Source organism: Nocardia bovistercoris, from assembly GCF_015674855.1.
Taxonomy (GTDB): domain Bacteria; phylum Actinomycetota; class Actinomycetes; order Mycobacteriales; family Mycobacteriaceae; genus Nocardia; species Nocardia bovistercoris.
In genome coordinates this window covers 290,902-314,731 of sequence record NZ_JADMLG010000003.1, presented here as the reverse complement: position 1 = coordinate 314,731, position 23,830 = coordinate 290,902, and the positions used below count along the sequence as shown (strand labels likewise).

The following is a 23,830-nucleotide window of genomic DNA, read 5'->3' as shown; positions in this document are numbered from 1 at the left end:
TTTGCCTGGGCAATGGTTGTGTGGCTGAGTTACTGCCTCGGCGCTCGGACTGCCTGCGGACGCGAGTGATGGCATGATCATGGCCGCGGCCTGGCCTGGGAATGCGTGCACCGTGCGCATGTCCGAGATCTGAATCCGACCGGCGGCTGTGCGCGGGGCAACCGGAGTGTGGGGCACGACCTGTGCGTGGATCGCGTCGCGTGGCGATCGGAGAAGTTGGTTTGTCATGGCGACCTTCACCATCGATGGCACCCTCATCGCCTATACCGATACCGGTGTGCCCGCCGGTGTCCCGGATGCCGCTACCGTCGTCTTCGCCCACGGACTTCTGTTCGGCGGTTGGGTGTTTCGCAGGCAGATCGCCGTGCTGCGTGGTCAGTACCGCTGTGTGACGTTCGACTGGCGTGGTCAAGGCGAGACGCCGCCCACCGCCGACGGCTACGACATGGACACACTCACCCGCGACGCGATCGGGGTGATCCGCGCGCTCGGCGTCGGACCGGTGCACTGGGTGGGGCTGTCCATGGGCGGATTCGTCGGGCAGCGCTTGGCCGCGCGCCACGGCACCCTGCTGCGTTCGCTGACCCTGCTCGGCGCGGACGCCGAAGCCGAGGATCCCGCCAGGGTCGGTGCATACAGACGGCTGGCGTTCGCCTGGCGATGGTTCGGCGGCGCGCTGCTCGTCGGCCGGGTCGCGGTGCACATGTTCGGTCCGGTGTTCCGCGCCGATCCCGCCAACGGACCCGTCATCGACGAGTGGGCGCGCAGGCTGTGCCGCGGCGACCGGGTCGCGGTGCGGCGCGCGGTACTCGGCGTTATCGAGCGCGCGCCGGTGGCCGACGAGATCACCGGCGTGACCATGCCCACGCTGGTGGTGGTCGGCGTCGACGACGCCGTGACCCCGCCCGAACACTCCCGCCGCATGGCCGCACGCATCGCGGGGGCGCGGCTGCATGTGCTGCCCGACTGCGGGCACACCAGCGTGCTCGAACAGCCTGCGGCGATCACCGCTCTGCTCAACGAATTCCTGGCCAGTGTCGACCATCCGTGACGCCGCATACCAGACATCCGTCCGGCGCCGTTCGCGCGCTCGATTCCGCTATCGAGTAATTGATGTCGCGCCGAGACGGTTTCTCCGATCCGATGGGTGCGCGACAGTGTGCGTGACGTTCACGCAGCTGGAGGGCACATGTGTTCCGCCGTTCTCGACATCTCCACGGCACCGGTCGATCCCGACGAATACATCCGGGAACTGATGACATGGCATTTCAGCGAGGAGACCGGTAGTCCGTACTGGCTGCGCCGCGCGCGCACCCTGGACTTCGACCCGCGCGCCGACATCCGCACCTTCGCCGACCTCACCCGATTCCCCAACGTGGTCAACGAGTTCCGCGACATCACGATCGAGGACCTGATCCCGCGCGGACTCGAGGGCCCCGACCGCGAAATAGCGGGCATCTTCGAAAGCGGCGGCACCACCGGACTGCCGAAACGTTTCGTGATGTTCGACCGCTGGATGGAATTCGCCCTCGGCTGGGACGAATTCCACTACGCCGAACTCGGCACCGTGAACACACTGGCGATCGCGCCGAGCGGCCCCCATATGTTCGGCGAATTCGCGACCCGCCGCGCACGCAGGCACCACGGCGTGAAATTCACCATCGACCTCGACCCGCGCTGGATCAAACACCTCATCGCACAAGGCGACACCGAATCGGCCGACCGCTACGCCGAACACCTCGTCGACCAGGTCGCCCACATCCTCACCACCCAATCGGTCGGCATCCTCATCACCACCCCGCCGCTGCTCGAACGCCTCGCCCGCCGCCCCGAACTGGTCGAAGCGATCCGCAAACAGGTCAAATTCATCTGCTGGAGCGGTGCGCACATGGACGCCGACACCCGTGACATCTTCCGCCGCGAAATCTTCCCCGACATCCCCCTCAAGGGCCTCTACGGCAGCACCACCATCCTCGGCATGTCCCGCGAACGCGACGAGGAACGCCCCGACGGCCTCCCCGTCTTCGACACCCCGAGCCCCTACATCGCCTTCCGCGTGGTCGACCCCGAAACCGGCGCCGACCTCGACTACGGCCAACGCGGCCAGGTCGTCATGAACCACCTCACCAAATACGCCCTCCTGCCCAACAACCTGGAACGCGACATGGCCACCAAGGTCGAGCCCCTCCCGGGCGCCATCGGCTGCGCTGTCGCCGACGTGGGCCCGGTCAAAACCTTCGACGACCGCTCCGTAATCGAAGGCGTGTACTGATACGCCGATCCGGCGTGCCGTTTCGACGTTCCTCCTCCCGCGATTCTTGTCACGAGGTGTGTTTCCGATGGACATCCAGATCGATGCGCTCGGCCCGTCCGGCGCCTATCGCTCCCGTGAGCGCCTGCCCTTGACCGCGTTGTCGGGGGAGGGGATCGGCGAGATCAGCCAGGTGCCGCCGCTGTTTGTGCGACGCACGCTCACCGCGATGCGCGCGGCGCCCGTGCTGCCGGTGCGGGAGCGGTTGGCCGCGCTCGACAAGGCTGCGGAGTTGTTCCTGCACGGCACGGTCGGCGGGCTCGATCCCGATGGCTACGCCGAGCTCGTCTCGACCGCTTCGGGTGTGCCGCTCGCGGTGGTGCGGCAGTCGGTGGAGTGGGTCACCGATGTGCTGCGTTCACAGCGCGTCACCAGGGAACTGGCGATGCCGCGCGGTGCGGTCGAGGAATGGGCGGCCGAGCAGACGCTCGGGGGGTCGGCGGTGTGGACCCGCAAGGGTGACCTGTTCGCGGTGCACGCGGCGGGTAATACTCCTGCCGTGCACGGGCTTTGGCCGGAGGCGCTGGCGATGGGCTACAAGGTCGCCGTTCGGCCGTCGACCCGCGAGCCGTACACGGCGTTCCGCCTGGTCGCCGCGCTGCGCGAATCCGGTTTCCCGCCCGAGATCGTCGCATTGCTGCCGACCGACTACGCCGCGGCGGACGTGATCATCGCCGAATCCGATTTCGCCATCGTGTACGGCGGACAGGATGTGGTCGACAAGTACTCCGCCGACCCGCGCGTGCTCACCCAGGGGCCGGGTCGGTCGAAGGTTCTGGTGACCACCGACGTCGACTGGCGCGACAAAGTCGAGTTGCTCGCGGGTTCGGTGAGCCATCTCGGCGGCACCGCCTGCACCTGCGCCACCGCGATCCTGGTCGAAGGCGATCCGGAACCGGTCGCGGCGGCGGTGGCCGAGGCGCTGGCCGCGATCCCCAGCCTGCCCGCCGACCACCCCGACGCGATCCTCACCGTCCAGCCCACCGAGTCGGCGCGTCAGGTGGACCGCTACCTGCACGAGGTCGCGGGCACGGCGCGCCCGATGCTCGGCGGCGACACCATAGTGGACGAATTGCCTTCCGGCGGTGCGGTATTGCGCCCGGCCGTGCACCTGGTGGACAGTGCGACGGCCCCGCAGCTCAATGTCGAACTCGGATTCCCGTGCGTGTGGGTCGGGCCGTGGCGCGCCGAGGACGGCATCGCCCCGCTGCGCGACTCCCTCGTCCTCACCGCCATGACCTCGCGTTCCGAGCTGATCGACGCACTGCTCGACGAGCCGTCCATCACCAACCTGTACCTCGGAGACAACGCGACCACCTGGCTGCGCCCGGGCGTGCCGCACGACGGCTACCTGGCCGAACATCTCATGCGCACCAAGGGCATGATCCGCTCGGCCGTCTGACCGGCCGTCGCCGGACTACGGCCGAACTCACAGTTGGGTCAGCGCCGCCAGCAGCGTCAGGGCGGGGATCGTGCCCTGCGACGCGGCGGCCTTGACCATGCGCCGGTCGGTGGCCACCAGTACGGCGGCGGCCGCGAGCATCGATCCGCAGCCCATGATGATCAGCGCCCACCCCGCTGCGGGTTCGGGCCGCACGAGGATCGCGCCGACGAAGGCACCGATACCGAGGAACAGGTTGTAGAACCCTTGGTTGAAGGCCCACGGCCGCACCGCTTCCACATCGGTGTCGGCCACGCCGAATATTCCGCGATGCACCGCGGCGGCGCGGAACCGAATGCTTTCCAGGGTGAAGATGTAGACGTGGACGATCGCGGCGAGTATCGCCAGGATCTGCACGATCGCGAGCACAGGTTCTCCTCGGTGGTGCGGACGCTTGCCGGGACCGTATCGCGCTCGACTTCCACACTCCGCGCGCCGCGCCGCTGCCCGTGTCGGTCGACAGCGGCTACTTCTCGACGTCGCGATCGTAGTGGCGTGGATCGTTCGCCCGCTGCGGGCCGCGTTTGTCGCCCGAGAACTCAGTTCGCGTCGGTCGGTCCGATGCCCGCGACCCGCGCCGCTTCGGCGAGCACCTGTTCGAGCATGGCGGGGGTGAGCCTGCCGGTGAAGGTGTTCTGCTGGCTCACGTGATAGCACCCGAACAGATGCAGCGGTTCGCGATCGGATCGGGCCGGTTCCAGGAGTACGTGTGCGCCGTGACCGAATCGCGGCCGCGGTCGCGGCACCACCCAACCCGCTTCGGCGAGCGCGGGCAGCAACGCCTGCCAGCCGAAGCCCCCGAGCACGACGACGGCGCGCACGGTCGGCGCCAGCAATCCCAGTTCGATATCGAGCCAATTCCGGCAGCGGTCGCGTTCGTCCACGGTGGGTTTGTTGTCCGGCGGCGCGCAGTGCACGGGCGCGGTCACTCGCGTGCCGAGCAGTCGCAGCCCGTCGTCGCGGTGCGTGGCGTGCGGCTGATTCGCCAGTCCGACCGCGTGCATGGCGGCGAAGAGCACATCGCCGCTGCGGTCGCCGGTGAACATGCGTCCGGTGCGGTTGCCGCCGTGCGCGGCGGGTGCGAGACCGACGAGCAGTAGGCGCGCGTCGTCCGGTCCGAGTCCGGGAACCGGCCTGCCCCAATAGGTTTCGTCGCGGTAGGCGGCGCGCTTGGTGTGCGCGACCTGTTCGCGCCAGGCGACGAGGCGCGGGCAGGCGCGGCAGTCGGATACGGCGGCGTCGAGGTCGCCGATCGTGCGCGGGGTCGCGGCCCGCCCGTCCGGTCGTTGCGGCGGCGCACCGGAGGTCATGATCGCAGCGTAGGCGCTGCGCGCGCGGCGGCGGTAACGAACCTGTCACGTCGGGCGGCATGGTGATCAAGATCGAACCGACCGGTTGCCATGGCCCAGTCGGCGGCGGTAGGTTGCGTCGAGGAGGCGGCCCGTGCAGGCCGCGAACATCGAGCAACCACGATGACCAGGACCGTGCGCGCCGAGAACCCCGTGGGCGAGCACGCGGCGATCCGGATCCCCGACGGGCTCCGGGCGATGGAGCGAGGTGGATATGAGCGACCCGTGGCCCCCTTCGATGAATTCCTTCGACGACATCTTCCAGCGCTTCTTCGGATCCGGACTGGCCGCGCAGCCGCCGGTGCAGCGCATCGACCTCGGTCGCCTCATGACCGACAACGCCAAACTGCTCGTGAGCACCGCGCGCGAAGCCGCCCTGGACTGGGGCAATCCGGAAGTCACCCCGGAACACCTGCTCTATGCCGCGACCGAATCCGAGCCGGGACGCAGCATCCTCGCCGAACTCGGACAGGACCCGGACAAGGTCGCCGCCCAGATGCGCACCATCTCCGACACCGGCCGCGCCAATGAACCCGCCGACGAACCGCTGACCCTCAGTCCTACGGCGAAATCGGCGTTGCGCGCCGCCCAGCGCGCCGCGGCCGAGGCGGGCAGCAGCTATATCGGCCCCGAGCACGTCCTGCTCGGCGTCGCCGCGACCCCGGACAGCCCGGCCGCGCAGGTCCTGCTGTCGGGCGGGCGCACCAGGACTGCCGCGGGTCGCACTGAGAGCGCCACCCCGACCCTGGACCGATACGGCCGCGACCTGACCGCCGAAGCGCGCGCGGGCAAGGTCGATCCCGTGGTCGGCCGCGCCGAGGAGATCGAGCAGACCGTCGAGGTCCTGTCGCGGCGGCGCAAGAACAACCCGGTGCTGATCGGCGATCCCGGCGTCGGCAAGACCGCGATCGTGGAAGGGCTGGCCCAGCGTGTCGTCAACGGCGATGTGCCGAGCACATTGGCCGAGCGCCGGGTGATCGCCCTCGACGTCGGTTCGCTGGTCGCGGGCAGCAAGTATCGCGGCGAATTCGAGGAACGACTCACCAAGATCCTCGACGAGGTGCGCGCGCACTCCGACGAACTGGTCATCTTCATCGACGAACTGCACACCATCGTCGGCGCGGGCGCCGGGTCCGAGGGCGCGATGGACGCGGGCAACCTGCTCAAACCCGCGCTCGCCCGCGGCGAACTGCACGTGGTCGGCGCGACAACCATCGACGAGTACCGCGCGCACATCGAGAAGGACGCCGCGCTGGAACGCCGATTCCAGCCGGTCATGGTGTCGGAGCCGACGGTGGCCGACACCATCGAGATCCTGCGCGGCCTCGTCGACGTCTACGAGGAACACCACCAGGTGCACTACGCCGACGACGCGCTGATCGCCGCCGCCGAACTCTCCGACCGCTACGTCACCGACCGCTTCATGCCGGACAAGGCCATCGACCTGATGGATCAGGCGGGCGCGCGGGTGCGGTTGCGCAGCGGGACGCCGGGACCCGACCTGCGCTCCAAGGAGGAGCGGCTGGCGCGACTGCGGCGCGAGAAGGACGCGGCGGTGGCCGCCGAGGACTACGAGAAGGCCACCGAACTCAAGGCCGAGATCGCCGCCGCCGAATCCGGCATCGCCGAGAGCGAGGAGGAGCGGGAGCCGAGGGTGACGGTCGCCGACATCGCCGAGGTGGTCTCGCGCCACACCGGCATCCCGGTCGCCGACCTCACCGTCGAGGAACGCCAACGCCTGCTTCGCCTCGAACAGGCACTGCACGAGCGGGTCGTCGGCCAGGACGAGGCGATCGTCGCGGTGGCCGAGGCGGTGCGCAGGGCGCGGGCCGGTATGAAGGACCCGAATCGGCCGGTCGGCTCGTTCCTGTTCCTGGGCCCCACCGGCGTCGGGAAGACCGAACTGGCGAAGGCGTTGGCGGAGGCCGTCTTCGGCGACGAGGACCGGCTCATCCGCTTCGACATGAGCGAATTCCAGGAGAAGCACACGGTGTCGCGACTGGTCGGCGCGCCACCCGGATACATCGGCTACGACGACGCCGCGCAGTTGACCGACAAGGTGCGCAGGCAGCCGTATTCGGTGATCCTGTTCGACGAGATCGAGAAGGCACACCCCGACGTGTTCAACGTGCTGCTGCAACTGCTCGACGACGGGCGGGTCACCGACTCGCGCGGTCGCACGGTGGATTTCAAGAACACGATCGTGATCATGACCAGCAATATCGGGTCCGACCTGATCCTGTCCGCGCCGCCCGACGATTCGAAAGCCGTGGAGGAACGGCTGTTGGGACGGCTGCGCGAACACTTCCGGCCGGAGTTCCTGAACCGGATCGACGACACCATCGTCTTCCACCGGCTCGACAGCCGCCAGATCCACTCCATCGTCGGACTGGTCCTCGACGGCACCCGTCGGTTGCTGCGCGCCCAGGACATCGACCTCGACGTCACCGAACCCGCGGTGGACTGGCTCGCCGACCACGGCTACCAACCCGAATACGGCGCGCGCCCGCTGCGCCGCACCGTGCAGAAGGAACTCGACAACAAGTTGTCCCGCCTGCTGCTCGACGGCGCGCTCGGCGCGGGTGACACGGTGCGCGTCGACGCCGACGACACCGGACTCGAACTCGCCGCGCTGCACCACGACAACGGGCACGTCGCGGAAACCTCACTCGGGTCGTGAGCGGCCCCCGATCCGGGGTACTCCCGATCCGGGCGGGCGGATACCGGACATGTGCGGTGTGTGCGTCCGCGCGTTGTCCCCGAACTGCGCTACCATCGCGTTGCCATCGTGGGACAACTCGCCGATACGGCGGAATCTGCTGGGAGAGTTGTGCATTGGGTATGTTTCAGACTGGTCGCAGGGGCGGGGACGGTGGGTGGCGATGAATCCGCGCGAAGAGTTGCTGCGTCGTGTCCGCGACGCGTTGGTTGTCATGCCGGAGGACGAACGGCTGGTCACCATGCCGCATACGCGGCACGGCCGACCGGACGAGCCGACCACGGGTGACCGCACGGCGCTGGCCGACCTGTTCGCCGAACGACTGCGACATCACGGCGCCCAGGTCCGCAACATCATCGAACAGGACATCGCCGACACCATCGGTCAGGTGCTCGCCGCGCACGGCGCGAAGTCGGTGGTGGCGCCGCAGGGGCTGCCCGACACCTGGCTGGCGACCTGGCGCGCCGACGAGCGCAATCAGGTCATCGACGACAGCCCGTTCCTGCCGACCGGTCAGCTGGCCGCGGCCGACGCGGTGGTCACGAGTTGCGCGGCCGCGGTCGCCGACGCGGGCATCATCGTGCTCGACGGCGGCATGGGGCAGGGACGGCGCGCGCCAACGCTGGCGCCCGCCTGTCACGTGTGCGTCGTGCGGGTCGACCAGATCGGCGCGACCATGCCCGAGGTGATCGATCGCCTCGACCACCGGCGCACCATCACCTGGTTCGGCGGTCCTTCCGCGAGCGCGGAATCCGAGATCGACCAGCCGCCGGGCATCCGCACGGCCCGCCAGTTGATAGTGGTGATCGTGGACTGAGATACACGCGACGGCCTGTGCGGTGCGCGATGGTGGTCGAACGGCGTGAATCGGCTCAGCGACCGACGCATTCGAACGCCCGCACCCGGCAGCCTCGTGAACCGAGGAATCGAGCGGCCGCCCCCTGCGCGCTCAAGCCAAGGGGGCGGACCAGCGCAGCACCGTCCCGCCTTCGGGACCGGGTTCGATCGCGAAACCGCCTCCTTGCCGTTCGGCGCGCGCCGCGAGATTCGCCAGACCGCTGCGCCGCGACAGTTCCGGCGCGATCCCGACACCGTCGTCGACCACCTCGACGGTGACATCGTCGCGGATCGTGAGCGTGACCGCGACGGTGGTCGCCGACGCGTGCCGGATCACATTGCTCACCGCCTCGCGCAGCACCGCCTCCACGTCCTCCGACAGCGGCGGCGTGAGCACCGACACCGGACCCGCGAGCCGGATGGTGGTGCGCAGGCCGCTGTCCGCGGTCATGCCGGTGACCGCGTCGTAGAGGCGTTTGCGCAGCTTCGGCGCCTCGGCGCCGGTGCTGGAATGCAGGTCGAAGATGGAATGGCGGATGTCCTGGACGATCGCCTGGATATCGTTCACGGTGTCGACCAGGCGTTCGCGGACCTCGGGCGCGTCGGTGCGCCCGACCGTGCCGCGCAGCGAAAGGCCGACCGCGAACAGGCGCTGGATCACGTGGTCGTGCAGGTCGCGGGCGATCCGGTCGCGTTCGGAGAGCACGTCGAGGTCGCGCATCCTGCGCTGGGTGTGGGCGAGTTGCAGCGCCAGCGCGGCCTGTCCGGCGAAGGCCGCGAGCATCGATTGCCCGGCCGGGTCCAGCGGCGGCACCTCAGCGGGACGCACCGTGGTGAGCACGCCGATCACGGCTTCGCCCGCGCGCAGCGGCAGGATCAGGGCGGGGCCGTCCATGCCGACCGCGTCGGGCGGCACATACTCCAACTCGTCGACCGCGTGCACCCGCCCGTCGCGGAACGCCGCGCCCGAATGCGAGGCCGCCACCGGGATGCGCTGTCCGACAATACCTTCGGAATCGGCGCCGGAGGCGGCGACGACCACGAGTTCGGTGACCTCCTCGGGCGGGGTCTGCGGATCGGCGGGCAGGGCGACGAAGGCGTGTCCGGCGCGCGTCACCGACACCGCGCGCTCGGCGACCAGTTCGAGCACCTCGCCCGGTTCACCGCCCGCGAGCAGCTGGGTCGCCACGTCGAGGGTGGCCTCGAGCCACTGCTGGCGGATCCGGGACTGTTCGTAGAGCCGCGCGTTGGCGATGGCGATGCCCGCGGCCGCCGCGAGCGCCTGGACCAGCACCTCGTCCTGTTCGGTGAACTCCTGGCCGTCGGCCTTCTCGGTGAGATAGAGATTGCCGAACACCTCGTCGCGCACCTGCACGGGGACGCCGAGGAAACTGCGCATCGGCGGATGGTGCGGCGGGAAACCGACCGAGGAGCGGTGTGTCGACAGATCGGCGAGCCGGATGGGTTTGGGTTCGTGCAGCAGTAGGCCGAGCACGCCGTGCCCGGTCGGCAGCGCGCCGATGCGGATGCGGGCGCGATCGTCGATGCCCTCGTAGACGAATTCGGCCAGCTGTTCGCGGGTGGTGTCGGTGGCGCGCACGCCGAGCGCGCCGTATTTCGCGTCGACCAGCTCGATGGCGGTGTGCACGATGGAGCGCAGGGTGTTGTCGAGGTCGAGGCCCGCGGTGACGACGAGCATGGCCTCGATGAGCCGGTCCATCTGATCGCGGACGCCGACGATCTCGGCCATGCGGTCCTGGATCTGGCCGAGCAGTTCCCGCAGCCGGGACTGCGCCACGCCCGGTTCCGGGATGCGCGGCAGATTCATCCGCGCTCGCCGGGCGCGCCGAGTTTGGTCGCCAGCACCGCGGCCTGGGTGCGGCGCTCGACGCCGAGTTTGGTGAGCAGCCGCGAGACGTAGTTCTTGACGGTCTTCTCCGCCAGGAACATTCGGCCCGCGATCTGGCGGTTGGTGAGCCCCTCGCCGAGCAGGCCGAGCAGGACGCGTTCCTGTTCGGTGAGCGCGGCAAGCGGACCGGTGCGCCCCTCGGCCTCCGAGCGCAGTTTCGCCATGAGCGCGGCGGCGGCGCGATTGTCGAGCAGCGATTTGCCCGCGCCCACCGAGCGGATGGCGTCGACCAGCTCCAGCGTGCCGATGTCCTTGACGACGTACCCGCTGGCCCCGGCCAGGATGGCGTCGAGCATGGCCTGTTCGTCGGTGAACGAGGTGAGGATCAGACAGTGCAGTTCGCGGTGACGCGAGAGCAGTTCGCGGCACAGTTCGATGCCGTTGCCGTCGGGTAGCCGCACGTCGAGCACGATCACGTCCGGCCGCGCGGCCGGGATGCGGGCCATGGCCTCGGTGACGGTGCCCGCCTCGCCGACCACTTCCATATCGGGCTCGAGGCCGATCAGGTCGCCGACGCCGCGGCGGACGATCTCGTGATCGTCGACGAGGAAGACGGTGATCATCGGCGCACTCCTTTCGGCGGTCGGCTCCGCCGGTTCAGCGTACGGAACCGGCATGCCGGAGAAACGCGGTGTTGGACCCGTAATAGGTGACCGAAGTCCCTTGACATCGACCCTGCCGATCCGAGGTCCGCAGGACCCTCGCACGTGCTGCACATGGTCCCGCGCGCCGATGACGTTCGGCCCTGCTCCGCGTGCGCGGTGGCTGATGGCATGGGATCCCACCGACAGATCCCATCGACAGATGAGGAAGGACATGTTGTGCCACGAGATCTGACCCAGGGTGAGGTCCTGCGCGAACTGGAGCCGGTCGCCGAGACCTGCGTCAACCGCCACCTGGCCATGGCCAAGGACTGGAACCCGCACGACTACGTGCCGTGGGACCGGGGCCGCAATTTCGCCATGCTCGGTGGAATCGACTGGGATCCGGGCCAATCCACGCTCAGCGCGGTCGGCAAGGCGGCCATGATCACCAACCTGCTCACCGAGGACAACCTGCCTTCCTACCACCGCGAGATCGCACAGAACTTCTCCCGCGACGGCGCGTGGGGCACCTGGGTCGGGCGCTGGACCGCCGAGGAGATGCGCCACAGCACCGTGATCCGCGACTACCTCGTGGTCACGAGAGGGGTGGACCCGGTCGCCCTCGAACAGGCCAGGATGGTCCACATGACCGGCGGCTTCTCCTCCGGCGTCGACGCGGCGGGCGTCGCGGACGGCGCCGGATTCCTGCATTCGGTGGCGTATGTGTCCTTCCAGGAACTGGCCACGAGGGTCTCCCATCGCAACACCAGCAGGGTCTGCGAAGACCCGATCGCGGACCGGATGCTGCAACGCATCGCCGCCGACGAGAACCTGCACATGATCTTCTACCGCACGGTCTGCGGCGCGGCACTCGACCTCGCGCCCGATCAGGCGATCGAGGCCATCGACACCATCGTCGAGAATTTCCGGATGCCGGGTGCGGGCATGCCCGACTTCCGCCGCAACGGGGTGCTGATGGCCAAATACGGCGTCTACGATCTGCGCCAGCATCTCGAGGACGTGCTGTGGCCGGTGCTGCGGCAGTGGAACATCTTCGAGCGCACCGACTTCGGCGCTCGCGGCGAGGCGGTGCGGGAGCGGCTCGCCGCGTTCCTCGAGGACATGGAGCGGGTCAAGGTGCCGCGCTTCGAGGAACAGCGTGACCGGGCGCTGGTCAGGGATGCGGCGCGGATCTGAGTCCGGTCAGTCCAGCGGGGTCACCCCGAGTAGTACCGCGAGCACTTGGCGCAGGCGGTCGACGTCGCCGTGGATCCCCGCGGCGCGGTCGTTGTAGAGGAACGCCTCGCCGAGGCGGACCAGGGCGTAGGCCAGCAGCGCGCGGTCCAGCGGCGGCTCGTAGCCGTCCTCGCGTTCCACTCGGGCGATCAGTTCCTCCACGGCGGCGACCACTTTCGGCTGCACAGGTCCGTCGCCCGCGGTGATGATGCGCAGGCCGGAGATGGGTTCGAGTTCGAAGTAGCGGCGGAACGGCTCGTTCGCCGACTCCCAGCGCGCCACCCGGTCGAATACCTCGAGGATGCGCGCCGCGCCGTGCGTTTGCCTGCGCGCGTCGGCGTGGTCCAGCATCCGCTGGTGCTCGCGGGCGAGCATGGTGCCGAGGAGGCCGTCGCGGGAGCCGAACCAGCGGTAGATCGAGGCGCGGCTGAGGCCGAGTTCGGCCGCGATGGCTTGGACGTCGACGCGTTCGCCCGCCAGGAAGGCGCGTCTGGTGAGTTCGAGCACCTGCTCTCTGGTCGCGGAGGCGGGCCGACCGGGTGAACGAGGGACGGGCTGGCCGGGTGAACGAGGGACGGGCTGGCCGGGTGAACGAGGGGCGGGCTGGCCGGGTGAACGAGGGGCGGGCTGGCCTGGTGAACGAGGGGCGGGCTGGCCTGGTGAACGAGGGGCGGGTTGTTCGGGTGAACGAGCGGCGGGTTGTCCTGATGACGGGGGTGCAGGCCGTCCCGGTGACTCCGACGAGGGGCGCCGCGTGGAGGTGCTCATTACGGAAATAGTACACCGGTCGGTTCATGTATCTAACTTGAGTCGGCGAATCCGGGACGGGAACGGGCTCCTCATTGAGACGTGGATTCGAAGATGTACCTTATCGACGTCGATTCGATCACCCGACCCAGGGAGCTTTCCATGAGTGAGACCCGCACCGCCATCGTCACCGGAGCCGCCCGCGGAATCGGCGCGGCCACCGCCCGCAAACTCGCCGAGAACGGACTCGCGGTGGCCGTGCTCGACCTCGAGGAATCCGCGGGCGCGCCCGTGGTCGCCGACATCGAGGCCGCGGGCGGCCGGGCGCTGGCCGTCGGGGTCGACGTATCCGACGAGGCGTCCGTCGACGCGGCCGTGCAGCGGGTCGCCGACGAACTCGGCGCGCCGACCGTGCTCGTGAACAACGCGGGCATCACCCGCGACAACCTGCTGTTCAAGATGACGGTGACCGACTGGGACGCGGTGATGGGCGTGCACCTGCGCGGCTCGTTCCTGATGAGCCGCGCCGCGCAGAAGTACATGACCGAGGCGAAATGGGGCCGCATCGTCAACCTGTCGAGCACCTCGGCGCTCGGCAACCGCGGCCAGGCCAACTACTCCGCCGCCAAAGCCGGGCTACAGGGCTTCACCAAGACCCTCGCCATCGAACTCGGCCGCTTCGGAGTGACCGTCAACGCGATCGCCCCCGGTTTCATCGAAACCGAGATGACCCGCGCCACCGCCGAACGCCTCGGCATCTCCTTCGAACAGTTCGCCGACGGCCTGGCGAAAGAGATCCCCGTCGGCCGCGTCGGACAGCCCGCCGACATCGCCGAGACGGTCGCCTTCCTGGTCGGCGACGGCGCGGGCTTCATCTCCGGACAGGTGCTCTACGTCGCGGGCGGACCGACCGACTGAATGTCGTAGGCCGAACGGCCGCCGTGCCCGCGTTCGATCGTGCGGGCGCTTCGGATGCGGCGTTCGGTGGATTCGGAAAGCGATATGGGGCGGCCGATCGAGCGTCACCGAGGCGGCCGAGCGTCGCCCACCGGCCATCTGCCGCGCGGTCCGATCGCGCGGGGCTCGGCGGTCGACTCGGGTTGCGGTGTCGGTCGATCCCGATAACGGCATGGATTCGACCGGGCGGATAAGTGTCGGCCGTCGGGTGGCCGGGCCTACGATCTGGTCCGGGACGGTGGGTCCCGGACGGATTGCCGGAGGTCCAGGTGCCTCGGGCACGGCAGGCGTCGCCCGATCCGACGCGGGATGAGGGCCGGATGACTATTCGCAGCACCACCCCGATGCGGCGCGCTCGCCGGTGCGGCGCGGTGGCATTCGCGGTCGCCGTGTGCGCGGGACTCGCGATGGCTCAGCCGCCTTCGGCGGGCGCCACCGTCACCAGGGTCGGCGTGTACTACGACACCAACTACGGCCCGCTGACCAACTTCGGCACCGCGTGCACCTACACCGTCGAAGCGCGGTTGAGCAGCGCCGTCGGCCCGGTGTCCATGTACGACAACGGAATTCTCTTCGCCACCGTGCAACCCACCGGCGGCGTCGCCATCGCGCAATGGTCACCCGCCACGCGCGGTACCCACACCATCAGCGCCGCCCAGTCCACGGACAGCGCCACGGCAGGCGTCGATGTCTTCGTCGGCGCGGGCATCCCGATCGGCTACTCCTGCCTGGTCATCTGAGCCGAAACGCTCGCCGTGCCCGCTCGGGAGTGGTGCCTCGCCTGCCATCGACCGAGCCGGGTCGGGTGTCCGGTCGGCGCAGGACGAGCGCGCGAGGATCAGTCGCGCACCCCGTCCGCGCGGCAGTGGCGCCAGGCTCGGCCACCGTCGGATGAGTCGGGCTATTCGGTGGCGGGGTGCTCGGTCGGTGTGTGACCGGCTTCAGGCTGGTTGCTCGCGGCGGGTGCGCGGCGGTGTGGTGCTCGGCTCTGCCGCCGTCGGTTGAACCGGGCTATTCGGTGGCGGGGTGCTCTGATGGTGCGTGGCCGGCTCCAGGTCAGTCGCTCGCGGCGGTGTGGTGCCCGGCTCGGTCGCCGTCGGTTGAGTCGGGCTATTCGGTGGTGGGTGCTCGGGTCGGTGTGTGACCGGCTTCAGGTCAGTCGCTCGCGGCGGGTGGGTGGTAGTGGAGCTCGATTCGGTCGGGCATCGGCGAACCGGTTCACCGGGCGGGCGGTGGGAGGTCTGGTCGGCGTGGGGCCAGTTCGAAGATCAGTTCGGTGTCGCCGATGCGCAGCACCGCGCCGTCGCCGAGGGCCATGCTGTCGATGACCCGCTGGTCGTCGACGTAGACGCCGTTGGAGGACATCAGGTCCTTCACGACGTAGGCGAGGCCGGTGTCGACGACGACGGCGTGGTGGCGGCTGACTCTGCCGTCGTCGAGGGTGATGTCGTTGTCGCGCAATCGCCCGATCCTGGTGAACCGTCCGCGCACCGGGTGGCGGTGGCCTGCGCTGTCGCGCAGGGTGGCGAGGTGGTCGCCGCCGCTCTGGTCGATGATCGTGGTCATCCTGGTCGCCGAGGCGGCGCCGGCGGCGTTCGCGGTCAGCGGTTCCTGGCGCAGGATCCTTGCTTCGAGGTCGCGCAGCGGCGGTCCCGGATCGATGCCGAGTTCTTCGGCGAGGGTCGCGCGCAGGCGGCGCGCCGCGTCGAGTGCGTCGGATTGGCGGCCGTCGACGTAGAGGGCGGTGATCAGCTGCTGCCACAGCGGTTCGCGCAGCGGGTGTTCCGCCACCAGGTGCGACAGCTCCGAGACCACCGCGCCCGCGCGGCCCTGCGCGATATCGGCCTCGGCGCGCGCCTCGACCACCGTCATCCGGTCGTCGTCGAGGACCGTCGCGTACGCCTCGGCGAAGGCGAGTCCGCGCAGGTCCGCGAGCACCGGGCCGCGCCACTGGGCGAGCGCGTCGGAGAGCATCTCGCTCGCCGCGCGGAAGCGGCCCGCGGCCAGCGCGCGCAGCCCGGATTCCTTGCGTGCGCCGAATCGTTGGACGTCACTGCCGTTCTCCGCGACGGTGATCCGATAGCCCGCGCCGACCTGAGCGAGGGTGGCGCGCGCGTCGATGCCCGCCTCGCGCAGGGGTTTGCGCAGATTCGAGACGATGGTGTGCAGACTGACCCGCACATCCGGCGGCGGATTCTCCTCCCACACCGCCTGCGCCAGCGAATCCACCGACACCGGCCGGTTGGCGTTGATGACCAGATAGGCGAGCACCGCGCGCTGTTTGGGTCCGCCGAGCGGGCGCGCCGAACCGTCGACGGTCAGTTCCACCGGACCGAGTACGCCGAACCACGCCCGCCCCTCTGCCATGCCGAACTCCCTCACGACGCGGGCCACGAAGGCCATGGCAGGAATCGGTGCCGGATCCGGGCGCACCCGGCGGCGCATCAATCGTATACGGGTCGGGCGCCTGCGCTACCGCTTGTGAGCTCTGATATCGGTCTCGACCTCGGCCGAGCGACCGGCGACGGAGCGGGAACCCGCGGGGAGCGCGGCCCAGCCGCAGCGGACCGAAGCTCCCCTGCCTTCCGACAGGGGAGGACGTCAACGGACGGCGAAATCCGGACCGAACAAGATCGCGAGCCCGGCCGTGGTGTGCGGGTGGTTCTCCAGCAGCGTGGCGACCGCATTGCCGACGGCGCCCGGCGCGGGTTCGGACCACGGGTTGTCGTGGCCGAACAGTGTCGCGATGGCGTTGCAACCACTCCGATGAGTGCGCAGCAACTCGGCGACCGGACCACCCGACGGCACGGCCGCCACCGGAGGCGGCGATTCCTCGCGCTCCCACGGCGGGACGAAGGCGGCGATACCGGCGCGGTCGCCGGGGAAGGTGCGGCCCGCCTCGCGGGTCAGCGCGGGCACGAGCTCACCCGCCTGCGTGCGCAAGGTGGTGATCAGTGTCGGCAGCCACGGCAGCAGGACCGCGTCGGGCAGTCTGCCGAATGCCTTGGACAGCATCTCGACCACGAACGGCTTCACCGTCGGCACCGGATCGACGGCCTGCACGAATCCGCTCAGGTATTGCGGAAAGGCCGGGACGATCAGTGGATTGGCCAACATCTCGTCGCAGCGCGTGCGCAGCTCGGCTCGCGTCAGCAGACCCAGTTGCATCCGGGTCGCCCACAGCAGCGCCACTTTGGCGGGCGCCTCGGGATGCGATTGCCGCACCGCGAGTTCCAGCTGGGTGTGATCGCAGCCGAGTGACAGAGCCAGGTTCTCCATGCCGAACAGGAAGCCGAGCATCGCCGCGACCGGCCGCACCCCGGTGTCGTCGTCGGTGAAGGCGGTCGGGAGCAGCGTGCAGTAGTGGGCGTAGCCCGCGGTGACGAAGCGCCCGCACCACGACGGCAGTCCCGCATCGGTGGACCGGAAGTAGTTGAGCAGCAGTCGAATACGGCGCAAACCCGCGGGCGCCCCCCCCCGCGGGCGGGCGCCCCCCCCCCGTCCGCCCGCCCCCGCGCCGAGTTCGTCGGCGAGCCGAGCCGAGCCGAGATACAGCAGCGCGTCCTCGACGGCGGCCAGCGCGATCGCCGCGGTGGCGTCGGGGTCGTTGACCGCACGCCGCAGCCGCTGCTCGAGCACCTGTTCGAGGGTGACGCCCTCGTACCCGAGTTGGACGAGGTCGCGCTGGTATTTGCCGATCGCCACATCCCAGCTCTCCTGGATGGCGCGTTCGCCCAGCGCGCGTGCTCCCATCACGGGTCGCACGGCCCGGTCCGGCAGCAGGCGCCGCAGCATCCACAGCAGATCCGAGCACGGCCGCAGGTGCGGGTCGGCGTCGAGATCGAGCAGGGTGCGCTTTACCGTGCGGCCCGCGGGATCGATGCCGAGCGGTTGTAGACGGTCGTAGACGTCTCGGGCCAGCGGCGGCAGCGCCGCGTATCCGACCCGCCCGATCCGGTCGCCGCCGAGCAGGATCTCGCACAGTCGGCGCACGTCGCGCCGCCCCGGTACGTGATCCTTCTCGATGCAGGTGATCGCCGCGTCCTGGAAGTCGTAGGGCGTCGGCCTGGCCCGATTGCGCATGCCTGCCAACAGGATCGCGGTCTCGTAGACGGCGATGGCGTCGGCGGTGCTCGCCAGGTATCCGTTGCGGCGGGCGAGCCGCACGATGTCGACCGACCAGTCGAGCAGTTCGGTCTCGTCGAGCCGATCCGGACTCGGCGGCTTCGACAGGTACCCCGACAGCTGGTCGGCGACCTCGGCGGTCGCGACCGCGGGCGCGGCGACCGCCTTCGATTTCCCCTTCGCCGGTGTGCTCGCGAGGTCGAACGGCCGAATCCGGCCGCGCTTCAACCCTTTCGCCCACGTGGCTCCCGCGATCGACACCGATCCCGGCGCCAACCCGAACTGCTCCTCGATGGCGGAATGGCTCGACGGTATGAGCCCGTACTGCCAGACCGTCGCGGTGCGCGGGCCGATCTCGTAATGCGCCTGCGAGGCCAGCCCGAACTGTTCGACCCGGCTCGCGGCGTGGAACGCGCCGCACACGTACAGGCAGTGCGCGGGATCGGCCCCGGTGGCGGCGAGGTGTTCGCGCATCCTGGTCCACATGTACCGCTCGCGGTCCTCGTCGCGGTCGTCGCGGTCGCGGCGCAGGCGACGGAACAGGCTGCCGATCATCACCATGACCTGGCGGTAGGTGTCGTAGTCGGCGCCCGACAGCGGCTGTTCGACGTATTGGTCCCACCATTCCGACCAGTGCCGCACCTTGCCGTGGTGCAGCAGGTACTCCTCTAGTTCGGCGAAGCGCGGTCGCAGATCGCCGATTTCGATGCCGACCGCGTCGCCGTGCAGCGCCGCACCGCTCGCGGTAGCGTCCGCGACGGACTCCTCGGCGGCCGATTCCTCCGACGGCGACCACTGGAAGACGTGGTCGGTTGACCGGTCGACCAGGACCAGTTCCACGCCGGGGGTGTTCAGCGCGTAGGCGATCACCTGGTACTCGGCGGACGCCTCGGTGATCGGTGCGACCACCGACAGCGGCGCCAACGCGGCCGGGAACCCGTCGGTCTCACCTGCCCACGCCTGCAGCGCCACCGGCAGGGTGCAGTTGCGCAGTTCCTCCAGGATCGGCCGCAGGTCCTCGCACAACTCCAGATAGACGACCGACGGCCGCTTCTCGTGCAGCCGCCGCACCATCGCGAGCGCGGAGGCGGGGGAGTGGTGGCAGACCGGGAAGATCTCGAGTTGTTCGCCGAGCGCGCGATCGACATCGTCGACGATGCCGGACAGGATGTCGGTGAAGACTTCCGATCCGGCGCTGAAACGCTCGGCGGCGGTGCTGAGCTGCTCGCGCAGCGGGGCGAAGGTGCTCACGAAAGCCTCGCGATGGCGTCGCGGCCGCCTTCGAGGAAAGGCGTCCAGTCGCCGCCGGTCTCCTTGCTGCGCGGTTCGATCACCCCGTGCCAGAACTTGTTCAGGATGGCCAGATCCTCCGGCGCGCGCCGCACCAGCGATCCGACCAGCGAGCCCGCCAGGGTCTGGGCGCGCAGGGTGGCGTCGCCGAAGAACTGCGAGTGCAGGATCGCGTCCTCGAGTACGCCGATCTGCTCGGCGGTGGACAGCGCCGACTCCAACTTCTCGTCGTCGCTGCCCGCCGCGGCGGCCGCGGCGCGCAGGTCGGCGAAACTGTCCAACAGGATGTCGAGCAGGGTCGGCGGCAGTTCCAGTTCGATGCTGTGGCGGCGCAGCAGTTCAGCGGTGCGGAAACGCACGATCTCGGCCTCGCTGCGCTTGTTGGTGACCACCGGGATGCGCACGAAGTTGAAGCGGCGCTTCAACGCCGAGGACAGGTCGTTCACGCCGCGGTCGCGGCTGTTGGCCGTGGCGATGATGGAGAAGCCGGGTTTGGCGAACACCACGTTGTCGTCGTCGAGTTCTGGGATGGACACATACTTCTCGGACAGGATCGAGATCAGCGCGTCCTGCACGTCGCTGGTGGAGCGGGTGAGTTCCTCGAAGCGGCCGATGACGCCCTGTTCCATCGCGGTCATGATGGGCGAGGGGATCATCGATTCCCGCGACTGCCCCTTGGCGATGACCATGGAGATGTTCCAGGAGTACTTGATGTGGTCCTCGGTGGTGCCCGCGGTGCCCTGGACCACGAGGGTGGAATTGCGGCTGATCGCCGCCGACAGCAGTTCGGCCAGCCAACTCTTGCCGGTGCCGGGATCACCGATGAGCAGCAGGCCGCGGTCGGAGGCGAGGGTGACGATGCTGCGTTCGACGAAGCCGCGGTCGCCGAACCATTTCTGGTCGACGGTGCGGTCGAGTCCGTCGGCGCGTTCGGAGCCGAGGACGAACAGCCGCACCATTTTCGGGCTCAGTCGCCACGCGAAGGGCTTCGGGCCGTCGTCGATGGATTCCAGCCAGTCGAGTTCCTCGGCGTATTTGACTTCGGCGGGGGCGCGCAGCGTGGTTTCGGTCATGGTAGGCGTCTCCTAGTCGAGGAAGTTCTTGAGTTCGTTGACGAGTTTCTGGATGCGGCCCGACAGCACCGGGGTGCCCATGGCCTTGAAGCGTTCGCGGAACCAGGGGTTCACGCTCTGCTGCCCGGAGCTGTTCACCGAGCCGACCGGAATGAATTTCACGCCGTTGCGGTGCACGGCCTGCATGCTCTCGAACAGGGGTTGGCATTCCCATTCGTAGAAGTCCGAGATCCACACCAGCACGGTGTTCTTCGGGTCGGCGATCTTCGGCTGCGCCAGCGCCATCGCGACCCTGCCGTCGGTGCCGCCGCCGAGGTCGGTGCGCAACAGCACCTCGAACGGGTCGTGCACCCACGGGGTGAGGTCGAGTGCGTTCGTGTCGTAGGCGACCAGGTGCACGTCGACCTTCGGCAGTCCCGCGAAGATCGAGGCGAGGATGGTGCAGTTGACCATCGCGTCGACCATGGAACCGGACTGGTCGACCACCACGATCATCCTGGCGGGCACGGTCCTGGTCGCGGTGCGCCGATAGAACAGCCGGTCGACGTAGAGCCGTTCGTCCTCCGGATTCCAGTTGGTGAGGTTCTTCCAGATCGTGCGGTCCACGTCGAGGTTGCGCAGGATCCGCTTCGGCGCCACCGTGCGGTCGATCGTGCCCGCGGTGGCCTGGCGCACCTGCGTGCGCAGCACCTCGGCGACCTGGTCGACGAAGCGACGGATCAGGGCCTTGGCGTTGGCCAGCGCGACACCGGACAGATTCGCCTTGTCCCGCAGCAACTGTTCGATGAGCGACATGCTCGGCGTGAGCTGCGCGGCCAGCTGCGGATCGGCAAGCACCTCGCGCAGCCGCATCCGCGCCACCAGATCGCCTTCGAGTTCGGCCAGTACGGGCCGCAGTTCGCCGTCGCCGAGCGTCGCGCGCAACCACCCCGCGTCGCGCTGCCATGCCGCGAGCATTCCCGCGTCTACCGCCCCCGATCCGGTGGCGAACACATTGAGCAGCAGTTTCGACATCAGCGCCGCCGTGCGCACCTCGCCCGCGCCCACCTCGCCCGCGGCGGACGCGGCCTCCGCGCGGCCTTCCCCGGCGTCGAGTTCGGTACGCAGCGCGGCGAATTCGCGGTCGAGTTCGGGGAAGCGCTGCACGACGGTGTCGACCGCGGTGCCCGGTTCCAGGAGTGCGGGCGGCAGCGCGAGATCGTCGAGGATCGTGACGCTCGCCGATTCCAGCGCGGGCTGTGCCTCGCTGTCGAAGATGCGGGACAGCAAGCGCCAGTACAGGATCTGACGTCGGGTCGCGTCGGTCGCCGGTTCGTTCGCAGTGCTCATTTCCGCAGCAACCGTCCCGCTCGTTCGCGTAGCACCGCCACCGAATCACCGGATTTGGCGAGGGCTTTCGCGATCTTGGCATCGGTCGGGCCTTGCGCCCAGTCGCCGTTGTGGACCTGGACCGTCGCGCCCTTGACGGTGCGCTGGATCGCCAGCGGCCGCAGCGACCAGCCGCCGACGTCCCAGCGCAGCAGGCCGATGCAGGCCGTGGAATCGGCGACGAGCGCCGGCGTGAGCGGTCCGCAGTCGGGGAGCCGGTCGGTCTCGATCGGTACGCGGCCGCCGTCGAGTTCCAGGACGCCGTCGACGATCCGATAACCCTCGAGCAGGACCGGTTCGGCAAGGTGCACCGGGTCGCGATCCAGCGGCGCGACCGCGGGCGACACCGCGTCGGCTAGTCGCACACGGGCGGTGGTGAACGGGTCGGCCTCCGTGCCGAGGGTCGCGTTCGCATCGCACCACAGCAGATCGCCGCTCGGGGTGATCGCGGTGTCGGCGATCGTCAGCACGCGGTGTTCGGCCAAAGCCTGGAGCAGGCGGGGATGTTCGCCGAGCACCTGCCACACCGCCGGGCCGACGATGGTGTCGACCTTGGCCGCGCTCACGCTGACCCGCACCCGGCGGGCGGGACCTGCGCCGACCTCGAGCAACGCGTGCACCTGCGCCTGCACGGCGGTGCCGTGCTCGTGCACGTCAACCCCGAGGATCAGCAGCCGCCCCGAGACCGTCTCCGGCGCGGGCGGGGACTCCGCACGCCAGGTCAGCAGCAGCGCGCGGCTCCACAGATCGGCCCAGCGCCGCGCGGGCACCCGGTCCAGGCTCGCGATCGGCGACGCCGCGTGCAGTTCCGCGGCGAATCCGTCCAGCAGCACCGCGAGCCGACGCAGCTCCGGCTGATCCCACAGCGCCTCGACGGTGCGATCGGCCGCGGCGACCAGTTCGTGGTCGACCCCGCGCCACCCGGTGATCGCCAACTCCTGCAACCACGCCCGGCACCCCGCCGCGAGCGTGCTCGCCCCCTGACTCGGGTCCGGTCCCGCCCACTCCGCGCGGACCCGGCCCAACGCCGTATCGAACCGCAGCGCCAACGCGTCGTGCACCGCGCCGAGTACCGCCGCGCGCGCCCCCGCCAGCGCGCCGAGCGCCTCGGGGCCGATCGCGCCCGCGGCCACCCTCGCCACCGCGTCGGCCACCGGTGCGCCCAGCGGCGAGCCCGCGACCGCGCCCGCCAAGGCGGACAGCGCCGCCGTGCCCGCGTCGCCGAGGCGGCCGACGCCGTCGACCAGCGCGGCATCGAACGCGGCGACCATCTCGACGGCGTCCCGCACGCCCTCGGGCGTCTCGGCCAGTTCGGCCCAGTGGATTCCGAGCATCAGCGCGCCACCCCCGCGGCCGGGAACCACTGCAATTCCGGAATGGGCGACGCCGCGCCGGGCCGTTCCAGATACGCGAGATGCCGAAGGAAGCGGCTGAACACGACCGCCGCGGGCGCGGGCTCGTGAGTGACAAGCAGCGCGCTCAACAGATTCCCGCCCTCTGGCGCCGCTACCCGCAGATACCGCGCGACCCGCTCCATGCCGTATTGCAGCACCGCCTCCGCCGCCAGCGCGTCGATGTGCTTGCACGGATACGCCCCGCGCAACCCGCCGCACGGGCGATTGTTGTTCGTACTGCAACTCAATCCGTGATCGCGCACCGAAATCGACGAGACATAGACCCGCGCGATATCCGAGCCGCTGGACACCACACCCTGTAAGCGCCCGTCGGCCATTTCCACGAAGGGCACCTTCGCGAGTTTGCGCGGCGCGACGGCGGGCAGCACGCGCACCACCGAAGCCCGTTCCCGATCGCTGTCACCGGAGTCCATCCGATCGCCTCCCGTTCTCGTCATGGACACGAACCTAGTCGAGGCCACCGACAGGT

Annotated in this window: 19 protein-coding genes; 8 read left to right on the top strand and 11 right to left on the bottom strand. The window is 69.5% G+C overall.

Annotation, left to right across the window (positions count from 1 at the left end; all coding sequences use genetic code 11):
- The first annotated feature begins 226 nt into the window (after positions 1-226).
- The 3 genes from IT779_RS09480 to IT779_RS09470 all read left to right on the top strand — a co-directional run bounded on the left by IT779_RS09480 (position 227) and on the right by IT779_RS09470 (position 3,713).
- Positions 227-1,051 (top strand): alpha/beta fold hydrolase, encoded by an 825-nt coding sequence (locus IT779_RS09480; RefSeq protein ID WP_196148849.1) that lies wholly within the window; start codon positions 227-229, stop codon positions 1,049-1,051.
- Positions 1,052-1,189: 138 nt separating this feature from the next.
- Complete coding sequence (locus IT779_RS09475; RefSeq protein WP_196148848.1) at positions 1,190-2,272, top strand: AMP-binding protein; 1,083 nt, start codon at positions 1,190-1,192, stop codon at positions 2,270-2,272.
- A gap of 67 nt (positions 2,273-2,339) precedes the next feature.
- Entirely contained in the window at positions 2,340-3,713 is a 1,374-nt protein-coding gene (locus IT779_RS09470) for an aldehyde dehydrogenase family protein (RefSeq protein ID WP_196148847.1), read from the top strand.
- 27 nt (positions 3,714-3,740) lie between these two features.
- On the opposite strand, the gene IT779_RS09465 is transcribed toward IT779_RS09470, so the two are convergent.
- Positions 3,741-4,121, bottom strand: a complete 381-nt coding sequence (locus IT779_RS09465; RefSeq protein ID WP_196148846.1) for a DUF1304 domain-containing protein — start codon at positions 4,119-4,121, stop codon at positions 3,741-3,743.
- A 170-nt stretch (positions 4,122-4,291) separates the two neighbouring features.
- Entirely contained in the window at positions 4,292-5,062 is a 771-nt protein-coding gene (locus IT779_RS09460) for a uracil-DNA glycosylase (RefSeq protein ID WP_196148845.1), read from the bottom strand.
- 253 nt (positions 5,063-5,315) lie between these two features.
- Here IT779_RS09460 and IT779_RS09455 point away from each other — a divergent pair, with 253 nt between their 5' ends.
- Together IT779_RS09455 and IT779_RS09450 are read left to right on the top strand one after the other, a co-directional pair.
- Positions 5,316-7,781 (top strand): ATP-dependent Clp protease ATP-binding subunit, encoded by a 2,466-nt coding sequence (locus tag IT779_RS09455; RefSeq protein WP_196148844.1) that lies wholly within the window; start codon positions 5,316-5,318, stop codon positions 7,779-7,781.
- 202 nt (positions 7,782-7,983) lie between these two features.
- A complete protein-coding gene (locus IT779_RS09450) occupies positions 7,984-8,637 on the top strand; it encodes a LutC/YkgG family protein (protein WP_196148843.1) in 654 nt (217 codons plus the stop codon).
- Positions 8,638-8,769: 132 nt separating this feature from the next.
- Here the strand turns inward: IT779_RS09450 and IT779_RS09445 are convergent, their stop codons facing one another.
- Both IT779_RS09445 and IT779_RS09440 read right to left on the bottom strand, forming a co-directional pair.
- On the bottom strand, positions 8,770-10,485 hold the full coding sequence (locus IT779_RS09445) for a sensor histidine kinase (RefSeq protein WP_196148842.1): 1,716 nt from the start codon (positions 10,483-10,485) through the stop codon (positions 8,770-8,772).
- Positions 10,482-11,129 carry a response regulator transcription factor gene (locus tag IT779_RS09440; RefSeq protein ID WP_196148841.1) on the bottom strand — a complete coding sequence of 216 codons (648 nt, stop codon included), beginning with the start codon at positions 11,127-11,129 and terminating at the stop codon, positions 10,482-10,484. The genes IT779_RS09445 and IT779_RS09440 overlap by 4 nt, the downstream gene beginning before the upstream one ends.
- Before the next feature lie 258 nt (positions 11,130-11,387).
- Between IT779_RS09440 and IT779_RS09435 the strand changes: the two genes are divergently transcribed.
- The gene (locus IT779_RS09435; RefSeq protein ID WP_196148840.1) at positions 11,388-12,347 is read left to right on the top strand and encodes an acyl-ACP desaturase; all 960 of its coding nucleotides are present in this window, start codon (positions 11,388-11,390) and stop codon (positions 12,345-12,347) included.
- A gap of 6 nt (positions 12,348-12,353) precedes the next feature.
- Here the strand turns inward: IT779_RS09435 and IT779_RS37600 are convergent, their stop codons facing one another.
- Complete coding sequence (locus IT779_RS37600) at positions 12,354-12,893, bottom strand: QsdR family transcriptional regulator (protein ID WP_332838729.1); 540 nt, start codon at positions 12,891-12,893, stop codon at positions 12,354-12,356.
- Between the two features lie 402 nt (positions 12,894-13,295).
- Between IT779_RS37600 and fabG the strand changes: the two genes are divergently transcribed.
- Entirely contained in the window at positions 13,296-14,051 is a 756-nt protein-coding gene (gene fabG, locus IT779_RS09425) for a 3-oxoacyl-ACP reductase FabG (RefSeq protein ID WP_196148838.1), read from the top strand.
- Positions 14,052-14,410: 359 nt separating this feature from the next.
- Positions 14,411-14,830 carry a hypothetical protein gene (locus IT779_RS09420; protein WP_196148837.1) on the top strand — a complete coding sequence of 140 codons (420 nt, stop codon included), beginning with the start codon at positions 14,411-14,413 and terminating at the stop codon, positions 14,828-14,830.
- A 478-nt stretch (positions 14,831-15,308) separates the two neighbouring features.
- On the opposite strand, the gene IT779_RS09415 is transcribed toward IT779_RS09420, so the two are convergent.
- From IT779_RS09415 to IT779_RS09390, 6 genes are all read right to left on the bottom strand, one after another.
- The gene (locus tag IT779_RS09415; RefSeq protein ID WP_196148836.1) at positions 15,309-16,457 is read right to left on the bottom strand and encodes a BTAD domain-containing putative transcriptional regulator; all 1,149 of its coding nucleotides are present in this window, start codon (positions 16,455-16,457) and stop codon (positions 15,309-15,311) included.
- 234 nt (positions 16,458-16,691) lie between these two features.
- Entirely contained in the window at positions 16,692-19,466 is a 2,775-nt protein-coding gene (locus IT779_RS09410) for a DUF5682 family protein (protein ID WP_196148835.1), read from the bottom strand.
- Positions 19,463-20,578, bottom strand: a complete 1,116-nt coding sequence (locus tag IT779_RS09405; RefSeq protein WP_196148834.1) for an ATP-binding protein — start codon at positions 20,576-20,578, stop codon at positions 19,463-19,465. Before IT779_RS09405 ends, IT779_RS09410 begins: the two co-directional genes overlap by 4 nt.
- Positions 20,579-20,590: 12 nt before the next feature.
- Positions 20,591-21,907, bottom strand: a complete 1,317-nt coding sequence (locus IT779_RS09400) for a vWA domain-containing protein (protein ID WP_196148833.1) — start codon at positions 21,905-21,907, stop codon at positions 20,591-20,593.
- Positions 21,904-23,280 carry a hypothetical protein gene (locus tag IT779_RS09395; protein ID WP_196148832.1) on the bottom strand — a complete coding sequence of 459 codons (1,377 nt, stop codon included), beginning with the start codon at positions 23,278-23,280 and terminating at the stop codon, positions 21,904-21,906. The genes IT779_RS09400 and IT779_RS09395 overlap by 4 nt, the downstream gene beginning before the upstream one ends.
- On the bottom strand, positions 23,280-23,798 hold the full coding sequence (locus tag IT779_RS09390) for a hypothetical protein (RefSeq protein WP_232541581.1): 519 nt from the start codon (positions 23,796-23,798) through the stop codon (positions 23,280-23,282). Before IT779_RS09390 ends, IT779_RS09395 begins: the two co-directional genes overlap by 1 nt.
- Positions 23,799-23,830: the final 32 nt, after the last annotated feature.

Excerpts from the sequence above, each read along its gene's own strand:
- IT779_RS09480 (WP_196148849.1), top strand. The coding sequence starts at position 227 with ATGGCGACCTTCACCATCGATGGCACCCTCATCGCCTATACCGATACC.
- IT779_RS09475 (WP_196148848.1), top strand. The coding sequence starts at position 1,190 with ATGTGTTCCGCCGTTCTCGACATCTCCACGGCACCGGTCGATCCCGAC.
- IT779_RS09470 (WP_196148847.1), top strand. The coding sequence starts at position 2,340 with ATGGACATCCAGATCGATGCGCTCGGCCCGTCCGGCGCCTATCGCTCC.
- IT779_RS09460 (WP_196148845.1), bottom strand. The coding sequence starts at position 5,062 with ATGACCTCCGGTGCGCCGCCGCAACGACCGGACGGGCGGGCCGCGACC.
- IT779_RS09455 (WP_196148844.1), top strand. The coding sequence starts at position 5,316 with ATGAGCGACCCGTGGCCCCCTTCGATGAATTCCTTCGACGACATCTTC.
- IT779_RS09450 (WP_196148843.1), top strand. The coding sequence starts at position 7,984 with ATGAATCCGCGCGAAGAGTTGCTGCGTCGTGTCCGCGACGCGTTGGTT.
- IT779_RS09445 (WP_196148842.1), bottom strand. The coding sequence starts at position 10,485 with ATGAATCTGCCGCGCATCCCGGAACCGGGCGTGGCGCAGTCCCGGCTG.
- IT779_RS09440 (WP_196148841.1), bottom strand. The coding sequence starts at position 11,129 with ATGATCACCGTCTTCCTCGTCGACGATCACGAGATCGTCCGCCGCGGC.
- fabG (WP_196148838.1), top strand. The coding sequence starts at position 13,296 with ATGAGTGAGACCCGCACCGCCATCGTCACCGGAGCCGCCCGCGGAATC.
- IT779_RS09420 (WP_196148837.1), top strand. The coding sequence starts at position 14,411 with ATGACTATTCGCAGCACCACCCCGATGCGGCGCGCTCGCCGGTGCGGC.
- IT779_RS09415 (WP_196148836.1), bottom strand. The coding sequence starts at position 16,457 with ATGGCAGAGGGGCGGGCGTGGTTCGGCGTACTCGGTCCGGTGGAACTG.
- IT779_RS09405 (WP_196148834.1), bottom strand. The coding sequence starts at position 20,578 with ATGACCGAAACCACGCTGCGCGCCCCCGCCGAAGTCAAATACGCCGAG.
- IT779_RS09400 (WP_196148833.1), bottom strand. The coding sequence starts at position 21,907 with ATGAGCACTGCGAACGAACCGGCGACCGACGCGACCCGACGTCAGATC.
- IT779_RS09395 (WP_196148832.1), bottom strand. The coding sequence starts at position 23,280 with ATGCTCGGAATCCACTGGGCCGAACTGGCCGAGACGCCCGAGGGCGTG.
- IT779_RS09390 (WP_232541581.1), bottom strand. The coding sequence starts at position 23,798 with ATGACGAGAACGGGAGGCGATCGGATGGACTCCGGTGACAGCGATCGG.